This window comes from Citrobacter sp. BIDMC107, from assembly GCF_001037575.1.
In the GTDB taxonomy this organism is placed as follows: domain Bacteria; phylum Pseudomonadota; class Gammaproteobacteria; order Enterobacterales; family Enterobacteriaceae; genus Citrobacter; species Citrobacter freundii.
Genome location: NZ_KQ089848.1, coordinates 2,917,104 through 2,939,106, shown reverse-complemented (window position 1 = coordinate 2,939,106; position 22,003 = coordinate 2,917,104). Strand labels below are relative to the sequence as shown.

The following is a 22,003-nucleotide window of genomic DNA, read 5'->3' as shown; positions in this document are numbered from 1 at the left end:
GATGAAAATTATCATTCTGGGCGCAGGGCAAGTTGGCGGTACGCTGGCTGAAAACCTGGTCGGAGAGAACAACGATATCACGGTAGTCGATACCAATGGTGAGCGCCTGCGCAGCCTGCAGGACAAGTTTGATCTCCGCGTCGTACAAGGGCACGGTTCACATCCTCGCGTACTGCGTGAAGCTGGGGCCGACGATGCCGATATGCTGGTTGCCGTAACCAGCTCAGATGAAACAAATATGGTTGCCTGCCAGGTAGCTTATTCACTGTTTAATACGCCTAATCGCATTGCCCGTATTCGTTCACCGGATTATGTTCGTGATGCGGACAAGCTATTCCAATCCGATGCGGTACCTATCGATCACCTGATTGCGCCGGAGCAACTGGTTATCGATAGCATTTATCGACTGATTGAATATCCGGGTGCATTACAAGTGGTGAATTTTGCCGAAGGTAAAGTCAGTCTGGCAGTAGTAAAAGCCTATTACGGCGGGCCGCTTATCGGTAATGCGCTGTCAACAATGCGTGAACATATGCCGCACATCGATACCCGCGTTGCGGCGATTTTCCGTCATGACCGACCAATCCGTCCACAAGGTTCTACGATCGTTGAAGCGGGTGATGAAGTCTTCTTTATTGCGGCATCACAGCATATTCGCGCCGTAATGAGTGAACTGCAGCGTCTGGAAAAACCGTACAAACGCATTATGTTAGTAGGCGGCGGTAATATCGGAGCGGGTCTTGCACGTCGTCTGGAAAAAGATTACAGCGTCAAACTGATCGAACGTAATCAACAGCGAGCATCCGAACTTGCAGAGAAACTGCAAAATACGATCGTCTTTTTTGGTGATGCTTCGGATCAAGAGTTACTGTCCGAAGAACATATCGATCAAGTTGATCTGTTCATCGCAGTGACCAACGATGATGAAGCGAATATCATGTCGGCGATGCTTGCCAAACGGATGGGTGCCAAGAAAGTGATGGTGTTAATCCAACGCAGAGCATACGTCGATCTGGTGCAAGGTAGCGTGATCGATATTGCTATTTCACCGCAACAGGCGACCATCTCCGCGCTGCTCAGTCACGTACGTAAAGCTGACATTGTCGGTGTTTCTTCACTACGCCGTGGCGTCGCGGAAGCCATTGAAGCCGTCGCACACGGGGATGAAACAACATCTCGGGTTGTGGGGCGTTCAATTGATGAAATTAAACTTCCCCCTGGAACCATTATTGGCGCCGTTGTGCGTGGTAATGATGTGATGATTGCCAACGATAACCTGCGCATTGAGCAGGGCGATCACGTAATTATGTTCCTGACAGATAAAAAGTTTATTACCGACGTCGAGAGACTATTCCAGCCAAGTCCTTTCTTCCTGTAATAATTTGGGCGCTAATACAGCGCCCTTTTTATTTCCCTTTATAATTCATGGTCTAATAAATTTTCCTTTCGGCAATACATAAATGGAAATTGCCTAAACATTTGTTAAACTTATAAACGTCAGCTGCATAGGGAGAATAAAATGAGCATTATTAAAGAGTTTCGCGAATTCGCGATGCGCGGGAATGTTGTCGATTTGGCAGTGGGTGTCATTATTGGTGCGGCATTCGGTAAGATTGTTTCATCACTGGTTGCCGATATCATCATGCCGCCACTGGGGTTGTTAATTGGTGGGATTGATTTTAAACAGTTTGCTTTAACGCTACGTGATGCACAGGGAGACATCCCTGCCGTGGTCATGCATTACGGTGTATTTATTCAGAATGTCTTCGATTTCATTATTGTTGCGTTTGCTATCTTTATGGCAATCAAACTGATCAACAAACTGAACCGTAAAAAAGCGGAGGAGCCGGCAGCACCGCCAGCTCCATCGAAAGAAGAAGTATTACTGAGTGAAATTCGTGACCTGCTGAAAGAACAGAATAACCGCTCTTAAGCACTCACGGAAACAAGAAGGCCAGTGGTAAAAAAGTTAATTACTTTCTTGCCACTGGCCTCCCAGTTACCCCGATTGCCATGTTTGCCTTTACGTAGATAACTTCCTTTCCCTTTCTTATTTTTCTCAACGCGCTGTCTGAACAGTGGGTCATGCAGAAGCGCCTCAATGGCGTTGTCCTTTATCTGCCCTTTGGTGTGCTGATAACGACTCATAATATCTCCAGTTTGTAGTAATTTACGCCGCGAGTGTAGACCCGGCAGTTCAAGAAATCAACAGCCTGATGTTGTTCCACTGGCGCCTTGCTCAAGAGCTTCAAGAATAGAGCAGTACACGCTGCTGTGTGCCTTGCCGCAGCATGCATCATTCAATCGCTGCAGAGACCGCTGCATCGTCTGAAGTTCGGCAATACGTGCTTCGACTTCTTGCAGTCTTTCCTGGACGATCCCTTTTGATTCCTGACAGGTATGGTGTTCGGGATCAACACGGATCGAAAGCAATTCGCGGATCGACTCCAGAGTGAAACCAAGCTGGCGGGCATAACGAATAAACTTCAGGCGCTGAAGATCGCTTTCTGTATAGAGCCGAAATCCGCCTTCAGTACGCACTTCATGCTCCATCATCTGCTGCTTTTCATAGTAGCGAATAGTATCTGGCGTCACGTCAGCCAGTTTCGCTATTTCACCAATTCGGTACATGCTCTCTCCGCTATTCATCGTTGATCTTTTTTAGCAGCTTATCTGCGTAGTCACCGCGCAAAAACTCGGTGCTGAGTCCAGCCTGCCGAAGTTTAAGTTCCAGCAGCGACAGTCTTCGGCTCACCTCCGGATAACTTGGATCATCTTTGCGAATCCCCGCGAGTATTTCAAGCAGTTGTATTGCTTCTCTGCGTTGCTCGAGCTCAGGAGGAAGGCAACCTGCATTTTTTAATAAACGGTATCCAGCTCGGAGTTCAGTCGGGACATGGGAGTCATCGTCAAGAGTCAGCGGTTTACCCGTTCCCGGTAAATCATCAAACTCACCTTTAGATTGTGCATCAATGATATGGCGCTCTGCCCACTGGTCCAGTAACCACATACAACACTCCAGGGGATGAACAAAAAGAGTACAGATATTGTAGATAAGTGGGGATATGACGGATATAAAAAAACCCGCCGAAGCGGGTTTTTTTACGTTACTACAGATTACTCTGCAGCAGCTTCTGTTTTCTCTGAACGATCAACCAGCTCGATGTATGCCATCGGCGCGTTGTCGCCTGCACGGAAACCACACTTCAGAATGCGAGTGTAACCACCGGCGCGGCTCGCGAAACGCGGGCCCAGTTCGTTAAACAGTTTTGCCACGATCTCGTTATCACGAGTACGGGCGAATGCCAGACGACGATTAGCTACGCTATCAGTCTTGGCAAGAGTAATCAGCGGCTCAACTACGCGACGCAGCTCTTTCGCTTTCGGCAGAGTCGTCTTGATGATTTCATGACGAACCAGTGAACCTGCCATATTGCGGAACATAGCCTGGCGATGGCTGCTGTTGCGGTTCAGTTGACGACCACTCTTACGATGGCGCATGACCTTATCCTTCTCAGTAAAACCTTAACCTGTGATCCGGTTACTCGTCAGCGATGCTTGCCGGTGGCCAGTTTTCCAGGCGCATGCCCAGAGACAGTCCACGGGAAGCCAGCACGTCTTTAATCTCGGTAAGAGATTTTTTACCAAGGTTAGGCGTCTTAAGAAGCTCAACCTCAGTACGCTGTACCAGATCACCGATATAGTGGATAGCTTCTGCTTTGAGGCAGTTAGCAGAGCGGACAGTCAATTCCAGATCGTCAACAGGGCGCAGCAGGATCGGATCGAATTCTGGTTTCTCTTCTTTAACTTCCGGCTGACGTACATCACGTAAATCAACGAAAGCTTCCAGTTGTTCAGCCAGAATGGTAGCCGCACGACGAATCGCCTCTTCAGGATCGATTGTGCCGTTGGTTTCCATTTCGATGACCAGCTTGTCCAGGTCGGTACGCTGTTCTACACGCGCTGCTTCAACATTGTAGGCAATACGCTCTACAGGGCTGTAGCATGCGTCGACCAGCAGACGGCCGATTGGGCGCTCATCTTCTTCCGAATGAATTCGGGTAGAAGCCGGCACATAACCACGACCGCGCTGAACTTTGATACGCATGCTAATAGATGCATTCTCATCGGTCAGGTGGCAGATCACGTGCTGTGGCTTGACGATTTCGACATCACCATCATGGGTAATGTCGGCTGCAGTCACAGGGCCAATGCCAGATTTATTCAAGGTAAGAATAACATCATCTTTACCCTGAACTCTCACCGCCAGCCCTTTCAGGTTGAGCAGGATTTCCAGGATATCTTCCTGAACGCCTTCTTTGGTGCTGTACTCATGTAGTACACCATCAATCTCAACCTCGGTCACCGCGCAACCCGGCATCGATGAGAGCAGAATACGGCGCAGTGCGTTACCCAAAGTATGGCCAAAGCCACGCTCTAAAGGCTCAAGGGTCACCTTGGCGTGCGTCGAACTCACTTGCTCGATATCTACCAGGCGCGGTTTTAGAAACTCTGTCACAGAACCCTGCATTGTGTCCTCTCTTTGGTACTAAGCTTTACTTGGAGTAAAGCTCGACGATCAGGTGTTCGTTAATGTCCGCAGACAGATCAGAACGCTCCGGCTTACGCTTGAACGTACCTTCCATCTTGCCAGCATCAACTTCCAGCCAGGTTGGCTTTTCACGCTGCTCAGCCAGCTCCAGAGCGGCTTTCACGCGAGACTGCTTCTTCGCTTTCTCACGAATGCTAACAACGTCATTCGGACTAACCTGATAAGAAGCGATGTTAACAACACGACCGTTTACCATAATTGCTTTATGGCTGACCAGCTGACGTGCTTCTGCACGAGTGGCACCGAAGCCCATACGGTATACAACGTTGTCCAGACGACCTTCCAGCAGACCCAACAGGTTTTCACCGGTGTTGCCTTTCAGACGTGCTGCTTCTTTGTAGTAGTTACGGAACTGACGCTCCAGCACACCGTAGATACGGCGAACTTTTTGCTTTTCACGCAACTGCACACCATAGTCAGACAGACGCGGTTTACGCGCACCGTGCTGGCCAGGAGCTTGTTCAATTTTACACTTGGTATCGATCGCGCGAACGCCAGACTTAAGGAATAAGTCAGTGCCCTCACGACGGCTCAGCTTGAGCTTAGGACCCAAATATCTTGCCATTTTCTTTCTCCAACAATCCTAGAAACGACAGCGTTATACGCGACGTTTTTTCGGCGGACGACAACCGTTATGAGGGATCGGAGTCACATCAGTAATATTAGTGATGCGGAAACCAGCGGCGTTCAGAGCACGAACAGTAGATTCGCGACCTGGACCCGGTCCTTTGACCATAACTTCCAGATTCTTGATACCGTATTCTTTTACGGCTTCAGCGCAACGCTCTGCTGCAACCTGAGCTGCAAACGGAGTGGATTTGCGAGAACCACGGAAACCGGAACCACCGGCTGTTGCCCAACCCAGTGCGTTACCCTGACGATCAGTAATGGTAACGATGGTGTTGTTAAAAGAAGCATGGATATGAGCCACGCCGTCAGAGACTTGTTTTCTTACACGTTTACGTGCACGAATTGGTGCCTTTGCCATTATTCAATCACCCCGATTATTTCTTGATCGGTTTGCGCGGACCCTTACGGGTACGTGCGTTGGTCTTGGTACGCTGACCGCGAACCGGGAGACCACGACGATGACGCAAACCGCGATAGCAACCAAGGTCCATAAGGCGCTTGATGCTCATGCTAACTTCACGGCGCAGATCACCTTCAACGACAAATTTGGCAACTTCGTCACGCAGCGTGTCGATTTGTTCTTCAGACAGCTCACTGATCTTAACATCTTCAGCGATACCCGCGGCAGCCAGAATGGCTTTAGAACGGGTCTTGCCGACGCCGTAGATCGAAGTTAATGCGATCACAGCATGTTTCTGATCAGGAATGTTAATGCCTGCTATACGGGCCACTATGCACTCCTACTATTTAATATGTACGCACCATGCTGAAAAGCCCGTTTTCAGGATACTCAAATGGAAACGCACAGACATACAAAAGATTGGCTGGCTAATCTAGCCAGCTCAACCCAACTTTGCAAGAAAAATATGCGAATAAATCAGCCTTGGCGCTGTTTATGCTTCGGCTCGGCACTGCAAATCACACGGATGACACCATCACGCTTAACGATTTTGCAGTTACGGCATAATTTCTTGACGGAAGCACGAACTTTCATTTTTACTCTCCGTAACTTCTCGGGCGACTGTTAACGGCCGTAGCCTTTCAGATTCGCCTTCTTCAATGCAGACTCGTACTGACTTGACATCATCAGAGTTTGCACTTGAGCCATAAAGTCCATAATCACGACAACAACGATAAGCAGTGAGGTCCCACCGAAGTAGAACGGTACTTTCATTGCATCACGCATGAACTCCGGGATCAGGCAGATAAAGGTAATGTAGAGCGCACCAACCAAAGTCAGGCGGGTCATTACTTTATCGATATACTTCGCCGTTTGCTCTCCCGGACGAATTCCTGGTACAAATGCACCGGACTTCTTCAGGTTATCTGCTGTTTCACGCGGGTTGAAAACCAACGCCGTGTAGAAGAAACAGAAGAATATGATTGCAGACGCATAGAGTAACACATAAAGCGGTTGCCCAGGCTGCAAATACAGCGAAATTGTTGTCAGCCAGTTCCAACCAGTCCCGCCCCCGAACCATGACGCGATGGTCGCCGGGAACAGAATAATACTGGAAGCGAAGATTGCCGGGATTACCCCCGCCATATTCACTTTCAGCGGTAAATGTGTGCTCTGTGCAGCATAGACACGACGACCTTGCTGACGTTTCGCGTAGTTTACCACAATGCGGCGTTGACCACGCTCAACAAATACAACAAAGAACGTCACTGCGAATACTAATACTGCAACCAACAGCAACACGAGGAAGTGCAGGTCGCCTTGACGCGCTTGCTCGATAGTATGGGCAATGGCTGGCGGGAGTCCCGCTACAATACCGGCGAAGATAATGATTGAGATACCGTTGCCGATACCACGTTCAGTAATCTGTTCACCCAACCACATCAGGAACATCGTCCCTGTAACCAGACTTACAACAGCGGTGAAATAGAATGCAAAGCCTGGGTTCATCACCAGGCCCTGCATACCAGGCATATTCGGCAGACCGGTAGCAATACCGATCGACTGGAATATTGCCAGCACCAGAGTACCGTAGCGGGTGTACTGGCTGATCTTACGACGACCAGACTCCCCTTCTTTCTTAATTTCTGCCAGCGTTGGATGAACCACCGTCAGCAGCTGGATAATGATCGACGCCGAAATATACGGCATGATCCCCAGAGCAAAGATAGAAGCACGGCTGAGAGCACCACCAGAGAACATGTTAAACATTTCAATGATGGTGCCTCGCTGTTGCTCAAGCAGTTTGGCAAGTACAGCGGCATCAATACCAGGGATCGGAATGAAAGAGCCAATACGGAACACAATCAGCGCGCCGATTACAAACAGCAGTCTGCGTTTCAGCTCGCCTAAGCCACCTTTGGCACTTTGAAAATCTAATCCCGGTTGTTTAGCCATCTGCTACTTATTCCTCGATTTTACCGCCAGCAGCTTCGATAGCAGCACGAGCGCCTTTAGTAACACGCAGGCCACGAACAGTTACCGGAGTAGTGACTTCACCAGCCAGGATCACTTTCGCGAACTCGATCTGGATACCGATAATGTTAGCTGCTTTCAGCGTGTTCAGGTCTACAACACCGCCTTCAACTTTAGCCAGGTCAGACAGACGAACTTCGGCTGTAATCGCTGCTTTACGTGAAGTGAAGCCGAATTTCGGCAGACGACGGTACAGAGGCATCTGACCACCCTCGAAACCGCGACGTACGCCACCGCCAGAACGAGACTTCTGACCTTTGTGACCACGACCACCGGTTTTACCGAGGCCAGAACCGATACCACGACCCAGGCGGCGAGCCGCTTTTTTAGAGCCTTCGGCCGGAGACAGAGTATTTAAACGCATCTCTTACTCCTCAACTTTAACCATGAAGGAAACCGCGTTGACCATACCACGAACAGCAGGAGTATCCTCGCGCTCTACGGTGTGACCAATACGACGCAGACCCAGGCCAAGCAGCGTTGCCTTGTGTTTCGGCAGACGACCGATTGCACTGCGGGTTTGAGTAATTTTAATAGTCTTTGCCATGGTTTATTTCCCCAGAATTTCTTCAACGGATTTACCACGCTTGGCAGCGACCATTTCCGGAGATTTCATATTTTCCAGGCCATCGATAGTTGCACGAACCACGTTAATCGGGTTAGTAGAACCATACGCTTTAGCCAGAACGTTACGAACTCCAGCGACTTCCAGAACGGCGCGCATTGCACCACCGGCGATGATACCGGTACCTTCGGAAGCCGGCTGCATGAATACACGAGAACCCGTGTGAGTACCCTTAACCGGGTGCTGCAGGGTGCCGTGGTTCAGCGCGACGTTAATCATATTGCGACGGGCTTTTTCCATCGCTTTCTGGATCGCTGCTGGAACTTCACGCGCTTTACCGTAACCAAAACCAACGCGACCGTTACCATCACCAACTACAGTCAGAGCTGTGAAGGAGAAAATACGACCACCTTTAACGGTTTTAGATACGCGGTTAACCGCGATCAGCTTTTCCTGCAGTTCGCCAGCTTGTTTTTCGATGTGAGCCATCTTACACCTCTACCTTAGAACTGAAGGCCAGCTTCACGGGCAGCATCTGCCAGTGCCTGGACACGACCATGATATTGGAACCCGGAACGGTCAAAAGAAACATCTTTGATGCCTTTTTCCAGAGCGCGTTCAGCAACAGCTTTACCTACAGCTGCAGCAGCGTCTTTGTTACCGGTGTACTTCAATTGTTCAGCGATAGCTTTTTCTACAGTAGAAGCAGCTACCAGAACTTCAGAACCGTTCGGTGCAATTACCTGTGCGTAAATATGACGCGGGGTACGATGTACCACCAGGCGAGTTGCACCCAGCTCCTGGAGCTTGCGGCGTGCGCGGGTCGCACGACGGATACGAGCAGATTTCTTATCCATAGTGTTACCTTACTTCTTCTTAGCCTCTTTGGTACGCACGACTTCGTCGGCGTAACGAACACCCTTGCCTTTATAAGGCTCAGGACGACGGTAGGCGCGCAGATCTGCTGCAACCTGACCGATCAGCTGTTTATCAGCGCCTTTCAGCACGATTTCAGTCTGAGACGGACATTCTGCAGTGATTCCCGCAGGCAGCTGATGGTCAACTGGGTGAGAGAAACCTAAAGCCAGGTTTACTACATTCCCTTTAACCGCTGCACGATAACCTACACCAACCAGCTGAAGCTTCTTAGTGAAGCCTTCGGTAACACCGACAACCATTGCATTCAGCAGGGCACGCGCGGTACCAGCCTGAGCCCATCCATCTGCGTAACCATCACGCGGACCGAAGGTCAGTGCATTATCTGCATGATTTACTGCAACAGCATCGTTGAGAGTACGAGTCAGCTCGCCGTTTTTACCTTTGATCGTAATAACCTGACCGTTGATTTTTACATCAACGCCGGCAGGAATAACGACCGGTGCTTTAGCAACACGAGACATTTTTTCCTCCGATTAGGCTACGTAGCAGATAATTTCGCCACCAAGACCAGCCTGGCGCGCTGCACGATCAGTCATAACACCTTTAGAGGTAGAAACAACTGCGATACCCATGCCAGCCATAACTTTCGGCAGCTCGTCTTTACGCTTATAAATGCGCAGACCTGGGCGACTGACACGCTGAATGCTTTCTACAACAGCTTTACCCTGGAAATACTTGAGAGTAAGTTCCAGTTCCGGCTTGGTGTCGCCTTCAACTTTAAAATCTTCAATAAAACCTTCTTCCTTCAGCACGTTGGCAATTGCCACTTTCAGCTTGGAGGAAGGCATGGTGACCGCAGCTTTATTCGCGGCCTGACCGTTACGGATACGGGTCAGCATATCCGCGATCGGATCTTGCATGCTCATCTGTCTTTACTCCCGTGATTCAATTGGTAATTACCAGCTAGCCTTTTTCAAGCCTGGTACTTCACCGCGCATGGCGGCTTCACGCAGTTTGATACGGCTCAACCCGAACTTGCCCACATAGCCATGCGGACGACCTGTTTGACGGCAGCGGTTACGCTGACGGGACGGGCTGGAATCACGCGGCAGAGACTGCAGCTTGAGAACTGCGTTCCAACGATCTTCGTCGGTCGCGTTCACATCAGAGATAATAGCTTTCAGTTCAGCGCGTTTTGCGAAGTACTTATCAGCTAAAGCTACGCGCTTTACTTCGCGTGCTTTCATTGATTGCTTAGCCATTCAGTAACCCTACCTTACTTGCGGAACGGGAAGTCAAAGGCAGCCAGCAGAGCACGGCCTTCTTCGTCAGATTTCGCAGTAGTGGTAATGGTAATATCCAAACCACGCACGCGGTCGACTTTATCGTAGTCGATTTCTGGGAAGATGATCTGCTCACGGACACCCATGCTGTAGTTACCACGACCGTCGAAAGACTTAGCGGACAAGCCACGGAAGTCACGGATACGTGGAACAGCAATAGTGATCAGGCGCTCAAAGAACTCCCACATGCGTTCGCCACGCAGAGTTACTTTACAGCCGATCGGATAGCCCTGACGGATTTTGAAGCCTGCAACTGATTTGCGTGCTTTGGTGATCAGCGGTTTTTGACCGGAGATTGCTGTCAGGTCAGCTGCTGCGTTATCCAGCAGTTTCTTGTCAGCGATCGCTTCACCAACACCCATGTTCAGGGTGATCTTCTCGACCCGAGGGACTTGCATGACAGAATTGTAGTTAAACTCAGTCATGAGTTTAGCGACTACTTCGTCTTTGTAGTAATCATGCAGTTTCGCCATCGTACTACTCCAAATTACTTGATAGTTTCGCTGTTAGATTTGAAGAAACGGACTTTTTTGCCGTCTTCGAATCTAAAGCCTACACGGTCAGCCTTGCCGGTTGCCGCGTTGAAGATAGCAAGGTTAGAGATCTGAATAGCTGCTTCTTTCTCTACGATGCCGCCTGGTTGGTTCAGGGCCGGAACCGGCTTCTGATGTTTTTTAACCAGGTTGATACCTTCAACAATGACCTTGCCGGAAGACAGGACATTCTTAACTTTACCGCGTTTACCTTTATCTTTACCGGTTAACACGATAACTTCGTCATCACGACGGATCTTCGCTGCCATGATTCGCTCCTTAGAGTACTTCTGGTGCCAGAGAGATAATTTTCATGAACTTCTCGTTACGAAGTTCACGAGTTACCGGCCCAAAAATACGCGTACCGATAGGTTGCTCGCTGTTATTGTTTAAAATAACGCATGCATTACCATCGAAGCGAATGACAGAACCGTCCGGGCGACGAACACCCTTCTTGGTGCGCACCACTACCGCCTTCAGCACATCACCTTTTTTGACCTTACCACGCGGAATTGCTTCCTTGATGGTGATCTTGATGATATCGCCGACGCCTGCGTAGCGACGGTGCGAGCCACCCAGAACCTTGATACACATTACGCGACGTGCACCGGAGTTGTCGGCGACGTTCAGCATAGTCTGTTCTTGGATCATTTTAGTGCTCCGCTAATGTCAACTACTACTGAGACCCGAAAATCAGGTCGTTAAAAAAGCCCCATATCGGGGGCGCGGCATTATAACACCGCTTCAACGATATGGGTAGAAAAAATAAACGGCTCATCGCTGAGCCGTTTATTCGTTGAGAATGCCTACTGTATTACAGAACGGCTTTCTCTACAACGCGAACCAGCGTCCAGGACTTAGTCTTGGACAGCGGACGGCATTCGCGGATTTCAACCACGTCACCAGTACCGCATTCGTTGTTCTCGTCATGTACGTGCAGTTTGGTCGTACGCTTAATGAATTTACCGTAGATCGGGTGTTTCACAAAACGTTCGATAGCAACAACGATGGATTTCTCCATTTTATCGCTAACAACGCGACCTTGCAGAGTACGGATTTTATCGGTCATTACGCACCCGCCTTCTCAGTCAGTAAAGTCTTAACGCGTGCGACGTCACGACGCACTTGCTTCAACAGGTGAGACTGTTGCAGCTGGCCACTTGCAGCCTGCATACGCAGGTTGAACTGCTCACGCAGCAGATTCAGCAGCTCGGTGTTCAGCTCTTCAACACTCTTCTCACGCAGCTCTTTTGCTTTCATTACATCACCGTCTTAGTTACAAAGGTGGTTTTAATCGGCAGTTTCGCTGCTGCCAGCTTGAATGCTTCACGGGCCAGCTCTTCCGGTACGCCGTCCATTTCATACAGGACTTTACCCGGCTGAATCAAGGCAACCCAATACTCCACGTTACCTTTACCTTTACCCATACGCACTGCCAGCGGCTTTTCAGTGATCGGTTTGTCCGGGAATACACGGATCCAGATCTTACCTTGACGCTTAACTGCACGGGTCATAGCACGACGTGCTGCTTCGATCTGACGGGCAGTCAGACGACCACGGCCAACAGCTTTCAGACCGAAGCTGCCGAAGCTAACATCCGCGCCAGCAGCCAGACCGCGGTTACGGCCTTTGTGCATTTTACGGAATTTTGTACGCTTTGGTTGTAACATCAGCGACGCTCCTTATTTACGGCCTTTACGCTGCTGCTTTTTAGGTTGAGCAGCCGGTTTTTCCGGTTGTTCAACAGCAGCCATACCACCCAGGATCTCGCCTTTGAAGATCCACACTTTAACGCCGATTACACCGTAAGTGGTGTGCGCTTCAGAGGTGTTGTAGTCGATGTCAGCACGCAGAGTGTGCAGAGGTACGCGACCTTCGCGGTACCATTCGGTACGTGCGATTTCCGCGCCGCCCAGACGGCCGCTAACTTCAACTTTGATACCTTTAGCGCCCAGACGCATTGCGTTCTGTACAGCACGCTTCATAGCACGACGGAACATAACGCGACGTTCCAGCTGAGAAGTGATGCTGTCAGCAACCAATTTTGCGTCCAGTTCAGGCTTACGCACTTCGGCGATATTGATCTGAGCAGGAACGCCAGCAATATCCGCTACGACTTTGCGCAGTTTTTCTACGTCTTCGCCTTTCTTACCGATAACGATACCCGGGCGAGCGGTGTGAATGGTCACACGGATGCTCTTAGCCGGACGCTCGATAACGATACGAGATACAGACGCTTTAGCCAGTTCCTTAGTCAGGTACTGACGTACTTTAAAATCGCTGTCCAGGTTGTCAGCGAATTCTTTGGTGTTCGCAAACCAGGTTGAGTTCCATGGTTTTACAATACCCAGGCGAATACCATTAGGATGTACTTTCTGACCCATTGCTAGTCTCCAGAGTCTCAGCGATCGGACACAACCACAGTAATGTGGCTGGTGCGCTTCAGGATGCGATCTGCACGACCTTTTGCACGCGGCATAATGCGCTTCATGCTCGGGCCTTCGTCTACGAAAATTTTCGTAACTTTCAGATCGTCAATGTCAGCGCCATCGTTGTGTTCAGCGTTAGCAATGGCAGATTCCAGGACTTTCTTAACCAGTACAGCCGCTTTCTTATTGGTGTAGGTCAGAATATCCAGAGCCTGCGACACTTTCTTACCGCGAATCAGGTCTGCAACAAGGCGAACCTTCTGAGCAGAAGAACGAGCATGGCGATGTTGAGCTAAAGTTTCCATCTCTTCCTCCTACCTTATTTCTTCTTCGCTTTTTTATCAGCAGCGTGGCCGCGATAAGTACGAGTCGGTGCGAATTCACCCAGTTTGTGACCGACCATTTCGTCGGAAACAAATACCGGAACGTGCTGACGACCATTATGGACAGCGATGGTCAAACCGATCATGTTAGGAAAGATCGTTGAACGACGGGACCAAGTGCGCAGGGGCTTCTTGTCTCCGCTTTCCACCGCTTTCTCTACCTTCTTCAGCAAGTGCAGGTCAATAAAAGGACCTTTCTTGAGAGAACGTGGCATGGCTTATCCTCTAAAATTATTTGCTACGGCGACGTACGATGAATTTATCAGTACGCTTGTTGCTGCGGGTCTTCTTACCTTTGGTCTGAACGCCCCACGGAGTTACCGGGTGCTTACCAAAGTTACGACCTTCACCACCACCATGTGGGTGGTCGACTGGGTTCATCGCAGTACCGCGAACGGTAGGACGAACACCACGCCAGCGTGCAGCACCTGCTTTACCCAGAACGCGCAGCATATGCTCAGCATTGCCAACTTCGCCCAGAGTTGCACGGCAGTCTGCTTCGACTTTACGCATTTCACCAGAACGCAGACGCAGGGTGACATAAGCACCATCACGAGCAACGATCTGAACGTAAGTACCAGCGGAACGTGCCAGCTGACCGCCTTTACCTGGTTTCATTTCTACGTTATGAACGGTAGAACCAACCGGGATATTGCGCATCGGCAGGGTGTTACCTGCTTTGATTGCAGCATCAACGCCAGACTGAATCTGGTCGCCAGCTTTCAGGCCTTTAGGGGCCAGGATGTAACGGCGTTCACCGTCTTTGTACAGAACCAGCGCGATGTTCGCGGAGCGGTTCGGATCGTACTCAAGACGTTCAACAACTGCCGGGATACCGTCTTTGTTGCGTTTGAAGTCAACAATACGATAAGCCTGCTTGTGACCACCACCGATGTGACGAGTGGTGATACGGCCATTGTTGTTACGACCACCGGATTTGCTGTTTTTTTCAACCAGCGGAGCAAAAGGTTTGCCCTTGTGCAGCTCTGGGTTGACCACTTTAACAACGTGGCGACGACCCGGAGATGTCGGTTTACATTTAACAACTGCCATTGTATTACTCCTCCGACTTACTCAGCGCCGCCGACGAAGTCCAGATTCTGGCCTTCCTTCAGGGTGACGTAAGCTTTTTTCCAGTCGCTACGACGACCGATACGCTGTCCGTGACGTTTAACTTTCCCTTTAACTACCAGGGTGTTAACGACTTCGACTTCGACTTCAAACAGTTTCTGCACAGCAGCTTTGATTTCTGCTTTGGTCGCGTCTTTAGCAACTTTGAGAACGATGGTGTTAGTTTTTTCCATCGCAGTAGACGCTTTTTCAGAAACGTGCGGTGCGCGCAGCACTTTCAGCAGACGTTCTTCACGAATCATGCCAGCATCTCCTCAACTTGCTTAACAGCATCAGCAGTCATTACGACTTTGTCGAAGGCGATCAGGCTAACCGGGTCGATACCAGTTGCATCGCGTACGTCAACCTTGTGCAGGTTGCGCGCAGCCAGGAACAGGTTTTCGTCCAGCTCACCGGTGATGATCAGCACATCTTCCAGAGCCATGTCTTTCAGTTTCTGTGCCAGCAGCTTAGTTTTAGGCGCTTCTACAGAGAATGATTCGACAACGATCAGACGATCCTGACGTACCAGTTCGGACAGAATGCTTTTCAGCGCGCCGCGGTACATCTTTTTGTTAACTTTTTGACTGTGGTCCTGTGGACGAGCAGCGAAGGTCACGCCACCTGAACGCCAGATCGGGCTCTTGATAGAACCTGAACGCGCACGGCCGGTACCTTTCTGGCGCCACGGCTTTTTGCCTGAACCAGTTACTTCAGCACGAGTCTTCTGAGCACGAGTACCCTGACGAGCACCAGCTGCATAAGCAACAACAACCTGGTGAACCAGCGCTTCGTTGAAATCACGACCGAAGGTAGTTTCGGAAACAGTCAGCGCGCTCTGCGCGTCTTTCAATACTAATTCCATTGCTATCCCCTTACGCCTTCACAGCTGGTTTAACGATCAGGTCGCAACCGGTCGCACCCGGAACACCACCTTTAACCAGCAGCAGGTTGCGCTCAGCGTCAACACGTACTACGTCCAGGCTCTGAACGGTTACACGTTCGTTGCCCAGCTGACCTGCCATTTTCTTGCCTTTGAACACTTTGCCCGGAGTCTGGTTCTGACCGATAGAACCCGGAACGCGGTGAGACAAGGAGTTACCGTGAGTAGCGTCCTGGGTACGGAAGTTCCAGCGCTTAACGGTACCAGCGAAACCTTTACCTTTAGAGGTACCGGTTACGTCAACTTTTTTAACGTCAGCAAACAGTTCAACGCTAATGTTCTGACCAACGGTGTATTCTTCACCATCTGCCAGACGGAACTCCCACAGGCCGCGGCCAGCTTCTACGCCAGCTTTAGCAAAGTGGCCAGCTTCCGGCTTAGTTACGCGGTTAGCTTTTTTAGCACCGGTGGTAACCTGAACAGCGCGATAGCCATCGTTAGCCAGATCTTTAACCTGAGTAACGCGGTTTGCTTCAACTTCGATAACGGTTACTGGGATAGATACGCCATCTTCAGTGAAGATGCGGGTCATACCCACTTTTTTACCGACTAAACCAATCATTGTATCAACCTCTCAATCGCTCGATGACCTGATTAACCCAGGCTGATCTGCACGTCTACACCGGCAGCCAGGTCCAGACGCATCAGAGCATCAACGGTTTTTTCAGTTGGCTCAACGATGTCAACCAGACGCTTGTGAGTACGGATCTCGTACTGATCACGCGCGTCTTTGTTGACGTGCGGGGAGATCAGAACGGTGAAACGCTCTTTGCGGGTCGGCAGCGGGATCGGACCACGAACCTGCGCACCAGTGCGCTTGGCAGTCTCGACGATTTCCGCGGTTGATTGATCGATCAGACGATGATCAAACGCTTTCAAACGGATACGGATTCTTTGGTTCTGCATGAGACCAGAGCTCCAATTATTTTATAGACGAAATAGTTACTCCTCAAACCCATTACGATTGATGGGAGAGTGTAACCGTTCTTACAGAGTTCCCCGATTGGGAACATTGTCTGGTATTGCTTTCGCAGTACCGGTGGCTCATATCGAACCGCTGTCAATATTAGACAAGCCCGCGCATTATACGTAAATCTCAGTCTTAAGCAAGTGCCGCGTAGAAATTAATCGCTCGTTCATAAATGCGGGCCTCCTTCCACTCTGATTGTATGTCCTGTGATGCAACGCGTTTTCCGTGGAAGAGAGCATCCATAACTCACATCCCGGACTTGTAGGGCCGGCGTGCTTACCCGAAGGTAAACTCTTTACCAAATGAGATTTGCCCATGTACATCGACCTCCCCTTTCTGCTGATTTATGTTTCGCTATCAGGGTTGCTCTTAGTCCATGACCTGCGTACCGGGTTGCTGCCCGACAAATTTACCTGCCCTCTTTTGTGGGGCGGTCTTATTTATCATCAGTGCTGCAAACCTGCACAGTTATCCGACGCGCTTTGGGGTACCGTAGCGGGCTATGGGGTATTTGCTTTGTTCTACTGGGGGTATCGTTTGATATGCCGACAGGAAGGATTAGGCTTTGGTGATGTCAAATTTCTTGCCGCACTGGGCGCATGGCATCGCTGGGAATCATTACCACTGTTGGTTTTACTTGCCGCGGGCATGGCATGTTGTCTCACCGGGATTTCTTGCGTCCGTTACGGGAGACAGATGCTAAAAAACCCGCTGCCTTTTGGGCCATATCTGGCGGCTGCGGGTTTCGTTATTGGCTGGGTAAATCTGATACAGGGCGGTTAGTCACTGACTTTAATTTGCGATTGCAGATAATTTTGCAAGCCAAGTTTTGCAATCAGGTCCAGCTCAGTTTCGAGCCAGTCAATATGCCCTTCTTCTTCAGTCAGGATCTCGATCATCATGTCCCGGCTGACATAATCATGAACGCTATCGGCATAGGCAATGGCTTCACGCAGATCTTTCGCCCCATCCAACTCGAGTCGAAGATCGGATTGCAGCATCTCTTCAACGTCTTCGCCAATACCCAACTTGCCAAGATCCTGCAAGTTCGGGAGCCCTTCTAAGAATAAAATACGCTCGATATATTTATCAGCGTGTTTCATCTCATCGATAGATTCATGGTACTCAACATCATTGAGGCGAGTCAGTCCCCAGTTTTTAAACATACGAGCATGGAGAAAATACTGGTTGATCGCGACAAGCTCATTTCCCAATAGTTTATTGAGATAATTTATGATTTTAACATCACCTTTCATTTTATAGTCCCTCCGCTTCCACTCTTAGAGCGTAGATGGGGCTACAGGGATGTCAAAAAAAAGAGTGTGACTTAGGCGATCTCTTTAAATTCTGGCATTTGCGTTAATTCATCCTGCATGACTTCACGGGCAGCACGAATGCACTTACCGCATTGATTTCCTACAGGAATAAATTTACGTAATTGCTGAAAGGACTGAGGGTGAAACTGGCGAACAGCCTGACGTATTTTTTTATCACTTATCGCATTACACAAACAAACGTACATGATCGCTCCCGTTCAATTTCTGCGCAAAGTGTAAATGAGAATAGTTATGATTACAATAGCACAGCGCTATTTACGCGGCGGGAGAATGAATAAAAAATGCGAATAAATATGACAGCTACTAAATTGCAGGCAGCAAAAAGGGCGCCGAAGCGCCCTTTTTAAGCTCAAAGCTAATTAATCAATAATTAGCTCATTACTTTAGCAACAACGCCCGCACCAACAGTACGGCCGCCTTCACGGATTGCGAAACGCAGACCGTCGTCCATCGCGATCGGGTGGATCAGGGTAACAACCATTTTGATGTTGTCGCCCGGCATTACCATCTCTACGCCTTCCGGCAGTTCGATGGTACCAGTCACGTCAGTAGTACGGAAGTAGAACTGCGGACGGTAGCCTTTGAAGAACGGAGTATGACGGCCGCCTTCGTCTTTGGACAGAATGTACACTTCAGATTCGAACTTGGTGTGCGGCTTGATAGAGCCCGGCTTAGCCAGTACCTGACCACGTTCGATTTCTTCACGTTTGATACCACGCAGCAGAACACCAACGTTCTCACCAGCACGGCCTTCGTCCAGCAGTTTGCGGAACATTTCAACGCCAGTACAGGTAGACTTAGCAGTCTCTTTGATACCAACGATTTCAACTTCTTCACCAACTTTGATGATACCGCGCTCTACACGACCGGTAACAACGGTACCACGACCGGAGATGGAGAATACGTCTTCGATAGGCAGCAGGAACGGCTTGTCAATCGCACGCTCTGGTTCTGGAATGTAAGAATCCAGGAAGCCAGCCAGTTCGATGATTTTCGCTTCCCACTCTGCTTCGCCTTCCAGCGCTTTCAGAGCAGAACCACGAACGATCGGAGTGTCGTCGCCCGGGAAATCGTACTGAGACAGAAGTTCACGAACTTCCATTTCTACCAGTTCCAGCAGCTCTTCGTCATCAACCATGTCGCATTTGTTCAGGAACACGATGATGTACGGAACGCCTACCTGACGACCCAGCAGGATGTGCTCACGAGTCTGCGGCATCGGGCCGTCAGTCGCAGCAACAACCAGGATCGCGCCATCCATCTGCGCAGCACCGGTGATCATGTTTTTAACATAGTCGGCGTGGCCCGGGCAGTCTACGTGTGCGTAGTGGCGAGTCGGGGTGTCATATTCAACGTGAGAAGTGTTGATGGTGATACCACGAGCTTTTTCTTCCGGCGCGTTATCGATCTGGTCGAATGCACGAGCAGCACCGCCGTAGGTTTTAGCCAGTACGGTAGTGATTGCAGCGGTCAGGGTAGTTTTACCGTGGTCAACGTGGCCGATGGTGCCGACGTTAACGTGCGGTTTTGTACGTTCAAATTTTTCTTTAGACACGGCTATATTCCTTACTATAGTGCTCTCCCCTATGGAGAGAGCACGGGACTTAGGTTTTAATCCTGTGGATTATTTACCACGGGCTTCAATAACGGCCTGAGCAACGTTGTTCGGCGCATCGTCGTACTTCAGGAACTCCATGGAGTAAGAAGCACGGCCTTTGGTCAGAGAACGCAGCTGGGTTGCATATCCGAACATTTCAGACAGCGGAACTTCAGCATGGATAACAACGCCAGTGACGTTGGATTCCTGACCACGAAGCATACCACGACGGCGGCTCAAGTCACCGATTACGTCACCGGTGTTCTCTTCCGGAGTCTCTACTTCAACCTTCATGATAGGCTCAAGCAGAACTGGTTTCGCTTTCTTAAAGCCATCTTTGAAGGCGATAGAAGCGGCCAGTTTAAACGCCAGCTCAGAGGAGTCAACGTCATGGTAAGAACCGAAGTGCAGACGCACGCCCAGATCAACAACCGGGTAACCAGCCAGCGGGCCAGATTTCAGCTGTTCCTGGATGCCTTTATCAACGGCCGGGATGTATTCGCCAGGAATTACACCACCTTTGATGTCGTTGATGAACTCGTAGCCTTTCGGGTTTGAACCCGGCTCCAGCGGGTACATGTCGATAACAACATGACCGTACTGACCGCGACCACCAGACTGCTTAGCGTGTTTACCTTCGATATCGGTAACTTTCGCGCGAATCGCTTCACGGTAAGCAACCTGAGGTTTACCGACGTTCGCTTCAACGTTGAATTCACGCTTCATACGGTCAACGATGATGTCGAGGTGCAGCTCACCCATACCAGCGATAATGGTCTGGTTAGATTCTTCGTCAGTCCATACGCGGAATGACGGGTCTTCTTTAGCCAGACGGCCCAGAGCCAGACCCATTTTTTCCTGGTCAGCTTTGGTTTTCGGTTCTACCGCGATGGAAATTACCGGCTCAGGGAATTCCATACGTTCCAGAATGATCGGGTGATCCGGGTCACACAGAGTGTCACCAGTGGTCACGTCTTTCAGACCGATTGCAGCAGCGATATCGCCCGCGCGAACTTCTTTGATCTCTTCACGTTTGTTAGCGTGCATCTGTACGATACGGCCGAAACGTTCACGTGCAGTTTTCACGGAGTTCAGGATGGTGTCACCGGAGTTAACCACACCAGAGTACACGCGGAAGAAGGTCAGGTTACCCACGAACGGGTCGGTAGCGATTTTGAATGCCAGAGCAGCAAACGGCTCGTCATCGCTAGCATGACGCTCAGCAGGAGTATCTTTACCGTCGTCCAGAATACCGTTGATCGCAGGTACGTCTACTGGGGATGGCAGGTAATCAATTACCGCATCCAGCATCGCCTGAACACCTTTGTTCTTGAACGCAGAACCACAGGTTACCAGGATGATTTCGTTGTTCAGAACACGCTGACGCAGAGCTTTTTTGATCTCTTCTTCAGTCAGTTCTTCACCACCCAGGTATTTCTCCATCAGCTCTTCTGAAGCTTCTGCAGCGGACTCGATCAGGTTCTGGTGCCATTCTTCAGCCAGTTCCTGCATGTCAGCCGGGATATCTTCATAAGTGAAGGTTACGCCTGCATCTTCTTCGTTCCAGTTGATGGCTTTCATTTTCACCAGGTCAACAACACCGGTGAACGCTTCTTCAGCGCCAATTGCCAGCTGCAGCGGAACAGGGTTCGCGCCCAGACGGGTTTTGATCTGACCAACAACTTTCAGGAAGTTCGCACCCATACGGTCCATTTTGTTAACGAACGCAATGCGCGGAACTTTATATTTGTTTGCCTGACGCCATACGGTTTCAGACTGAGGCTGAACACCACCAACTGCGCAGTAAACCATTACTGCACCATCAAGCACACGCATGGAACGTTCTACTTCGATAGTGAAGTCAACGTGCCCCGGGGTGTCGATGATGTTTACGCGATGCGGTTCATACTGCTTAGCCATACCAGACCAGAATGCAGTAGTCGCTGCGGAGGTGATAGTAATACCACGTTCCTGCTCCTGCTCCATCCAGTCCATGGTGGCTGCGCCGTCATGAACTTCACCGATTTTATGGTTTACACCGGTGTAGAACAGAATACGTTCGGTAGTAGTGGTTTTACCGGCGTCGATGTGCGCACTGATACCGATGTTACGGTAGCGCGCGATGGGTGTTGTACGAGCCATTTGATTCCTCGTTTATCTTTTAGGCGTTCAATTTAAGTAGCCCAAAGCGGGCTGCTTACTAGAAGCGCCCGCCTGGTGACTAAAACTCCGAAGGGA

At 50.0% G+C, this 22,003-nt stretch carries 38 protein-coding genes; 3 read left to right on the top strand and 35 right to left on the bottom strand.

Translation table 11 applies throughout. From position 1 onward, the window contains the following. Position 1: 1 nt before the first annotated feature. Both trkA and mscL read left to right on the top strand, forming a co-directional pair. Positions 2-1,378, top strand: a complete 1,377-nt coding sequence (trkA, locus tag SK39_RS13725) for a Trk system potassium transporter TrkA (protein ID WP_032938696.1) — start codon at positions 2-4, stop codon at positions 1,376-1,378. A 141-nt stretch (positions 1,379-1,519) separates the two neighbouring features. Beyond that, positions 1,520-1,933 (top strand): large-conductance mechanosensitive channel protein MscL, encoded by a 414-nt coding sequence (gene mscL / locus SK39_RS13720; RefSeq protein WP_003031152.1) that lies wholly within the window; start codon positions 1,520-1,522, stop codon positions 1,931-1,933. Here the strand turns inward: mscL and arfA are convergent. From arfA to rpsJ, 31 genes are all read right to left on the bottom strand, one after another. Continuing rightward, positions 1,930-2,148 (bottom strand): alternative ribosome-rescue factor ArfA, encoded by a 219-nt coding sequence (arfA, locus tag SK39_RS13715; protein ID WP_003828276.1) that lies wholly within the window; start codon positions 2,146-2,148, stop codon positions 1,930-1,932. The genes mscL and arfA overlap by 4 nt on opposite strands. Before the next feature lie 57 nt (positions 2,149-2,205). Next, on the bottom strand, positions 2,206-2,631 hold the full coding sequence (zntR, locus tag SK39_RS13710; RefSeq protein ID WP_003031145.1) for a Zn(2+)-responsive transcriptional regulator: 426 nt from the start codon (positions 2,629-2,631) through the stop codon (positions 2,206-2,208). A 10-nt stretch (positions 2,632-2,641) separates the two neighbouring features. Continuing rightward, the gene (locus SK39_RS13705; protein WP_003842100.1) at positions 2,642-3,010 is read right to left on the bottom strand and encodes a DnaJ family domain-containing protein; all 369 of its coding nucleotides are present in this window, start codon (positions 3,008-3,010) and stop codon (positions 2,642-2,644) included. A gap of 107 nt (positions 3,011-3,117) precedes the next feature. Beyond that, the gene (rplQ, locus tag SK39_RS13700; RefSeq protein WP_001216370.1) at positions 3,118-3,501 is read right to left on the bottom strand and encodes a 50S ribosomal protein L17; all 384 of its coding nucleotides are present in this window, start codon (positions 3,499-3,501) and stop codon (positions 3,118-3,120) included. Between the two features lie 40 nt (positions 3,502-3,541). Next, positions 3,542-4,531, bottom strand: coding sequence for a DNA-directed RNA polymerase subunit alpha (locus tag SK39_RS13695; protein ID WP_003031139.1), 990 nt, complete (start codon positions 4,529-4,531; stop codon positions 3,542-3,544). A gap of 25 nt (positions 4,532-4,556) precedes the next feature. Next, entirely contained in the window at positions 4,557-5,177 is a 621-nt protein-coding gene (gene rpsD, locus SK39_RS13690; protein WP_003031138.1) for a 30S ribosomal protein S4, read from the bottom strand. A 33-nt stretch (positions 5,178-5,210) separates the two neighbouring features. After that, entirely contained in the window at positions 5,211-5,600 is a 390-nt protein-coding gene (gene rpsK / locus SK39_RS13685; protein WP_003031137.1) for a 30S ribosomal protein S11, read from the bottom strand. 16 nt (positions 5,601-5,616) lie between these two features. Then, positions 5,617-5,973 (bottom strand): 30S ribosomal protein S13, encoded by a 357-nt coding sequence (gene rpsM, locus SK39_RS13680; RefSeq protein WP_003031135.1) that lies wholly within the window; start codon positions 5,971-5,973, stop codon positions 5,617-5,619. Between the two features lie 146 nt (positions 5,974-6,119). Then, positions 6,120-6,236: a 50S ribosomal protein L36 gene (gene rpmJ / locus SK39_RS13675; RefSeq protein ID WP_000868187.1), complete on the bottom strand. Its 117-nt coding sequence runs from the start codon at positions 6,234-6,236 to the stop codon at positions 6,120-6,122. Positions 6,237-6,266: 30 nt separating this feature from the next. Continuing rightward, positions 6,267-7,598, bottom strand: a complete 1,332-nt coding sequence (gene secY, locus SK39_RS13670) for a preprotein translocase subunit SecY (protein ID WP_001118864.1) — start codon at positions 7,596-7,598, stop codon at positions 6,267-6,269. 7 nt (positions 7,599-7,605) lie between these two features. Continuing rightward, positions 7,606-8,040 carry a 50S ribosomal protein L15 gene (gene rplO / locus SK39_RS13665; RefSeq protein ID WP_003031132.1) on the bottom strand — a complete coding sequence of 145 codons (435 nt, stop codon included), beginning with the start codon at positions 8,038-8,040 and terminating at the stop codon, positions 7,606-7,608. Between the two features lie 3 nt (positions 8,041-8,043). Then, entirely contained in the window at positions 8,044-8,223 is a 180-nt protein-coding gene (gene rpmD, locus SK39_RS13660; RefSeq protein WP_001140434.1) for a 50S ribosomal protein L30, read from the bottom strand. A gap of 3 nt (positions 8,224-8,226) precedes the next feature. Beyond that, positions 8,227-8,730, bottom strand: coding sequence for a 30S ribosomal protein S5 (rpsE, locus tag SK39_RS13655; protein WP_003031131.1), 504 nt, complete (start codon positions 8,728-8,730; stop codon positions 8,227-8,229). Positions 8,731-8,744: 14 nt separating this feature from the next. Beyond that, on the bottom strand, positions 8,745-9,098 hold the full coding sequence (gene rplR, locus SK39_RS13650; protein WP_000358960.1) for a 50S ribosomal protein L18: 354 nt from the start codon (positions 9,096-9,098) through the stop codon (positions 8,745-8,747). 9 nt (positions 9,099-9,107) lie between these two features. Further along, a complete protein-coding gene (gene rplF, locus SK39_RS13645) occupies positions 9,108-9,641 on the bottom strand; it encodes a 50S ribosomal protein L6 (RefSeq protein WP_003031129.1) in 534 nt (177 codons plus the stop codon). 12 nt (positions 9,642-9,653) lie between these two features. After that, the gene (rpsH, locus tag SK39_RS13640; RefSeq protein WP_003031127.1) at positions 9,654-10,046 is read right to left on the bottom strand and encodes a 30S ribosomal protein S8; all 393 of its coding nucleotides are present in this window, start codon (positions 10,044-10,046) and stop codon (positions 9,654-9,656) included. Between the two features lie 30 nt (positions 10,047-10,076). Next, complete coding sequence (gene rpsN, locus SK39_RS13635; protein WP_003031125.1) at positions 10,077-10,382, bottom strand: 30S ribosomal protein S14; 306 nt, start codon at positions 10,380-10,382, stop codon at positions 10,077-10,079. Between the two features lie 14 nt (positions 10,383-10,396). After that, on the bottom strand, positions 10,397-10,936 hold the full coding sequence (gene rplE, locus SK39_RS13630) for a 50S ribosomal protein L5 (protein ID WP_003031123.1): 540 nt from the start codon (positions 10,934-10,936) through the stop codon (positions 10,397-10,399). 14 nt (positions 10,937-10,950) lie between these two features. Further along, positions 10,951-11,265 (bottom strand): 50S ribosomal protein L24, encoded by a 315-nt coding sequence (rplX, locus tag SK39_RS13625; RefSeq protein WP_003031122.1) that lies wholly within the window; start codon positions 11,263-11,265, stop codon positions 10,951-10,953. Between the two features lie 10 nt (positions 11,266-11,275). Continuing rightward, positions 11,276-11,647 (bottom strand): 50S ribosomal protein L14, encoded by a 372-nt coding sequence (gene rplN / locus SK39_RS13620; protein ID WP_000613954.1) that lies wholly within the window; start codon positions 11,645-11,647, stop codon positions 11,276-11,278. 163 nt (positions 11,648-11,810) lie between these two features. Then, on the bottom strand, positions 11,811-12,065 hold the full coding sequence (rpsQ, locus tag SK39_RS13615; protein ID WP_003031120.1) for a 30S ribosomal protein S17: 255 nt from the start codon (positions 12,063-12,065) through the stop codon (positions 11,811-11,813). Continuing rightward, positions 12,065-12,256, bottom strand: a complete 192-nt coding sequence (gene rpmC, locus SK39_RS13610; RefSeq protein WP_000644742.1) for a 50S ribosomal protein L29 — start codon at positions 12,254-12,256, stop codon at positions 12,065-12,067. The genes rpsQ and rpmC overlap by 1 nt, the downstream gene beginning before the upstream one ends. After that, positions 12,256-12,666 (bottom strand): 50S ribosomal protein L16, encoded by a 411-nt coding sequence (gene rplP, locus SK39_RS13605; RefSeq protein ID WP_000941208.1) that lies wholly within the window; start codon positions 12,664-12,666, stop codon positions 12,256-12,258. Before rplP ends, rpmC begins: the two co-directional genes overlap by 1 nt. Positions 12,667-12,678: 12 nt before the next feature. Then, on the bottom strand, positions 12,679-13,380 hold the full coding sequence (gene rpsC / locus SK39_RS13600) for a 30S ribosomal protein S3 (RefSeq protein WP_000529945.1): 702 nt from the start codon (positions 13,378-13,380) through the stop codon (positions 12,679-12,681). Between the two features lie 17 nt (positions 13,381-13,397). Then, a complete protein-coding gene (gene rplV, locus SK39_RS13595; RefSeq protein WP_000448832.1) occupies positions 13,398-13,730 on the bottom strand; it encodes a 50S ribosomal protein L22 in 333 nt (110 codons plus the stop codon). Between the two features lie 14 nt (positions 13,731-13,744). After that, positions 13,745-14,023, bottom strand: coding sequence for a 30S ribosomal protein S19 (gene rpsS / locus SK39_RS13590; RefSeq protein WP_001138115.1), 279 nt, complete (start codon positions 14,021-14,023; stop codon positions 13,745-13,747). A gap of 16 nt (positions 14,024-14,039) precedes the next feature. Next, positions 14,040-14,861 carry a 50S ribosomal protein L2 gene (rplB, locus tag SK39_RS13585; RefSeq protein WP_000301869.1) on the bottom strand — a complete coding sequence of 274 codons (822 nt, stop codon included), beginning with the start codon at positions 14,859-14,861 and terminating at the stop codon, positions 14,040-14,042. A 17-nt stretch (positions 14,862-14,878) separates the two neighbouring features. Continuing rightward, on the bottom strand, positions 14,879-15,181 hold the full coding sequence (gene rplW / locus SK39_RS13580; protein WP_000617546.1) for a 50S ribosomal protein L23: 303 nt from the start codon (positions 15,179-15,181) through the stop codon (positions 14,879-14,881). Beyond that, positions 15,178-15,783 carry a 50S ribosomal protein L4 gene (gene rplD / locus SK39_RS13575; RefSeq protein ID WP_003031119.1) on the bottom strand — a complete coding sequence of 202 codons (606 nt, stop codon included), beginning with the start codon at positions 15,781-15,783 and terminating at the stop codon, positions 15,178-15,180. The genes rplW and rplD overlap by 4 nt, the downstream gene beginning before the upstream one ends. 10 nt (positions 15,784-15,793) lie before the next feature. Then, positions 15,794-16,423 carry a 50S ribosomal protein L3 gene (rplC, locus tag SK39_RS13570; protein ID WP_003031117.1) on the bottom strand — a complete coding sequence of 210 codons (630 nt, stop codon included), beginning with the start codon at positions 16,421-16,423 and terminating at the stop codon, positions 15,794-15,796. Between the two features lie 32 nt (positions 16,424-16,455). Continuing rightward, a complete protein-coding gene (gene rpsJ / locus SK39_RS13565) occupies positions 16,456-16,767 on the bottom strand; it encodes a 30S ribosomal protein S10 (RefSeq protein ID WP_001181005.1) in 312 nt (103 codons plus the stop codon). 379 nt (positions 16,768-17,146) lie between these two features. Between rpsJ and SK39_RS13560 the strand changes: the two genes are divergently transcribed. Beyond that, the gene (locus SK39_RS13560) at positions 17,147-17,614 is read left to right on the top strand and encodes a prepilin peptidase (protein ID WP_032938703.1); all 468 of its coding nucleotides are present in this window, start codon (positions 17,147-17,149) and stop codon (positions 17,612-17,614) included. Here the strand turns inward: SK39_RS13560 and bfr are convergent. The 4 genes from bfr to fusA form a co-directional block, all read right to left on the bottom strand. Then, a complete protein-coding gene (gene bfr / locus SK39_RS13555) occupies positions 17,611-18,087 on the bottom strand; it encodes a bacterioferritin (RefSeq protein ID WP_003031113.1) in 477 nt (158 codons plus the stop codon). The two genes, SK39_RS13560 and bfr, sit on opposite strands and share 4 nt — an antisense overlap. Before the next feature lie 71 nt (positions 18,088-18,158). Beyond that, on the bottom strand, positions 18,159-18,353 hold the full coding sequence (bfd, locus tag SK39_RS13550) for a bacterioferritin-associated ferredoxin (RefSeq protein WP_003031111.1): 195 nt from the start codon (positions 18,351-18,353) through the stop codon (positions 18,159-18,161). 185 nt (positions 18,354-18,538) lie between these two features. Then, positions 18,539-19,723 (bottom strand): elongation factor Tu, encoded by a 1,185-nt coding sequence (gene tuf, locus SK39_RS13545; protein WP_003031109.1) that lies wholly within the window; start codon positions 19,721-19,723, stop codon positions 18,539-18,541. 69 nt (positions 19,724-19,792) lie between these two features. Next, positions 19,793-21,907, bottom strand: coding sequence for an elongation factor G (gene fusA, locus SK39_RS13540; RefSeq protein WP_003023659.1), 2,115 nt, complete (start codon positions 21,905-21,907; stop codon positions 19,793-19,795). Between the last annotated feature and the right edge of the window lie 96 nt (positions 21,908-22,003).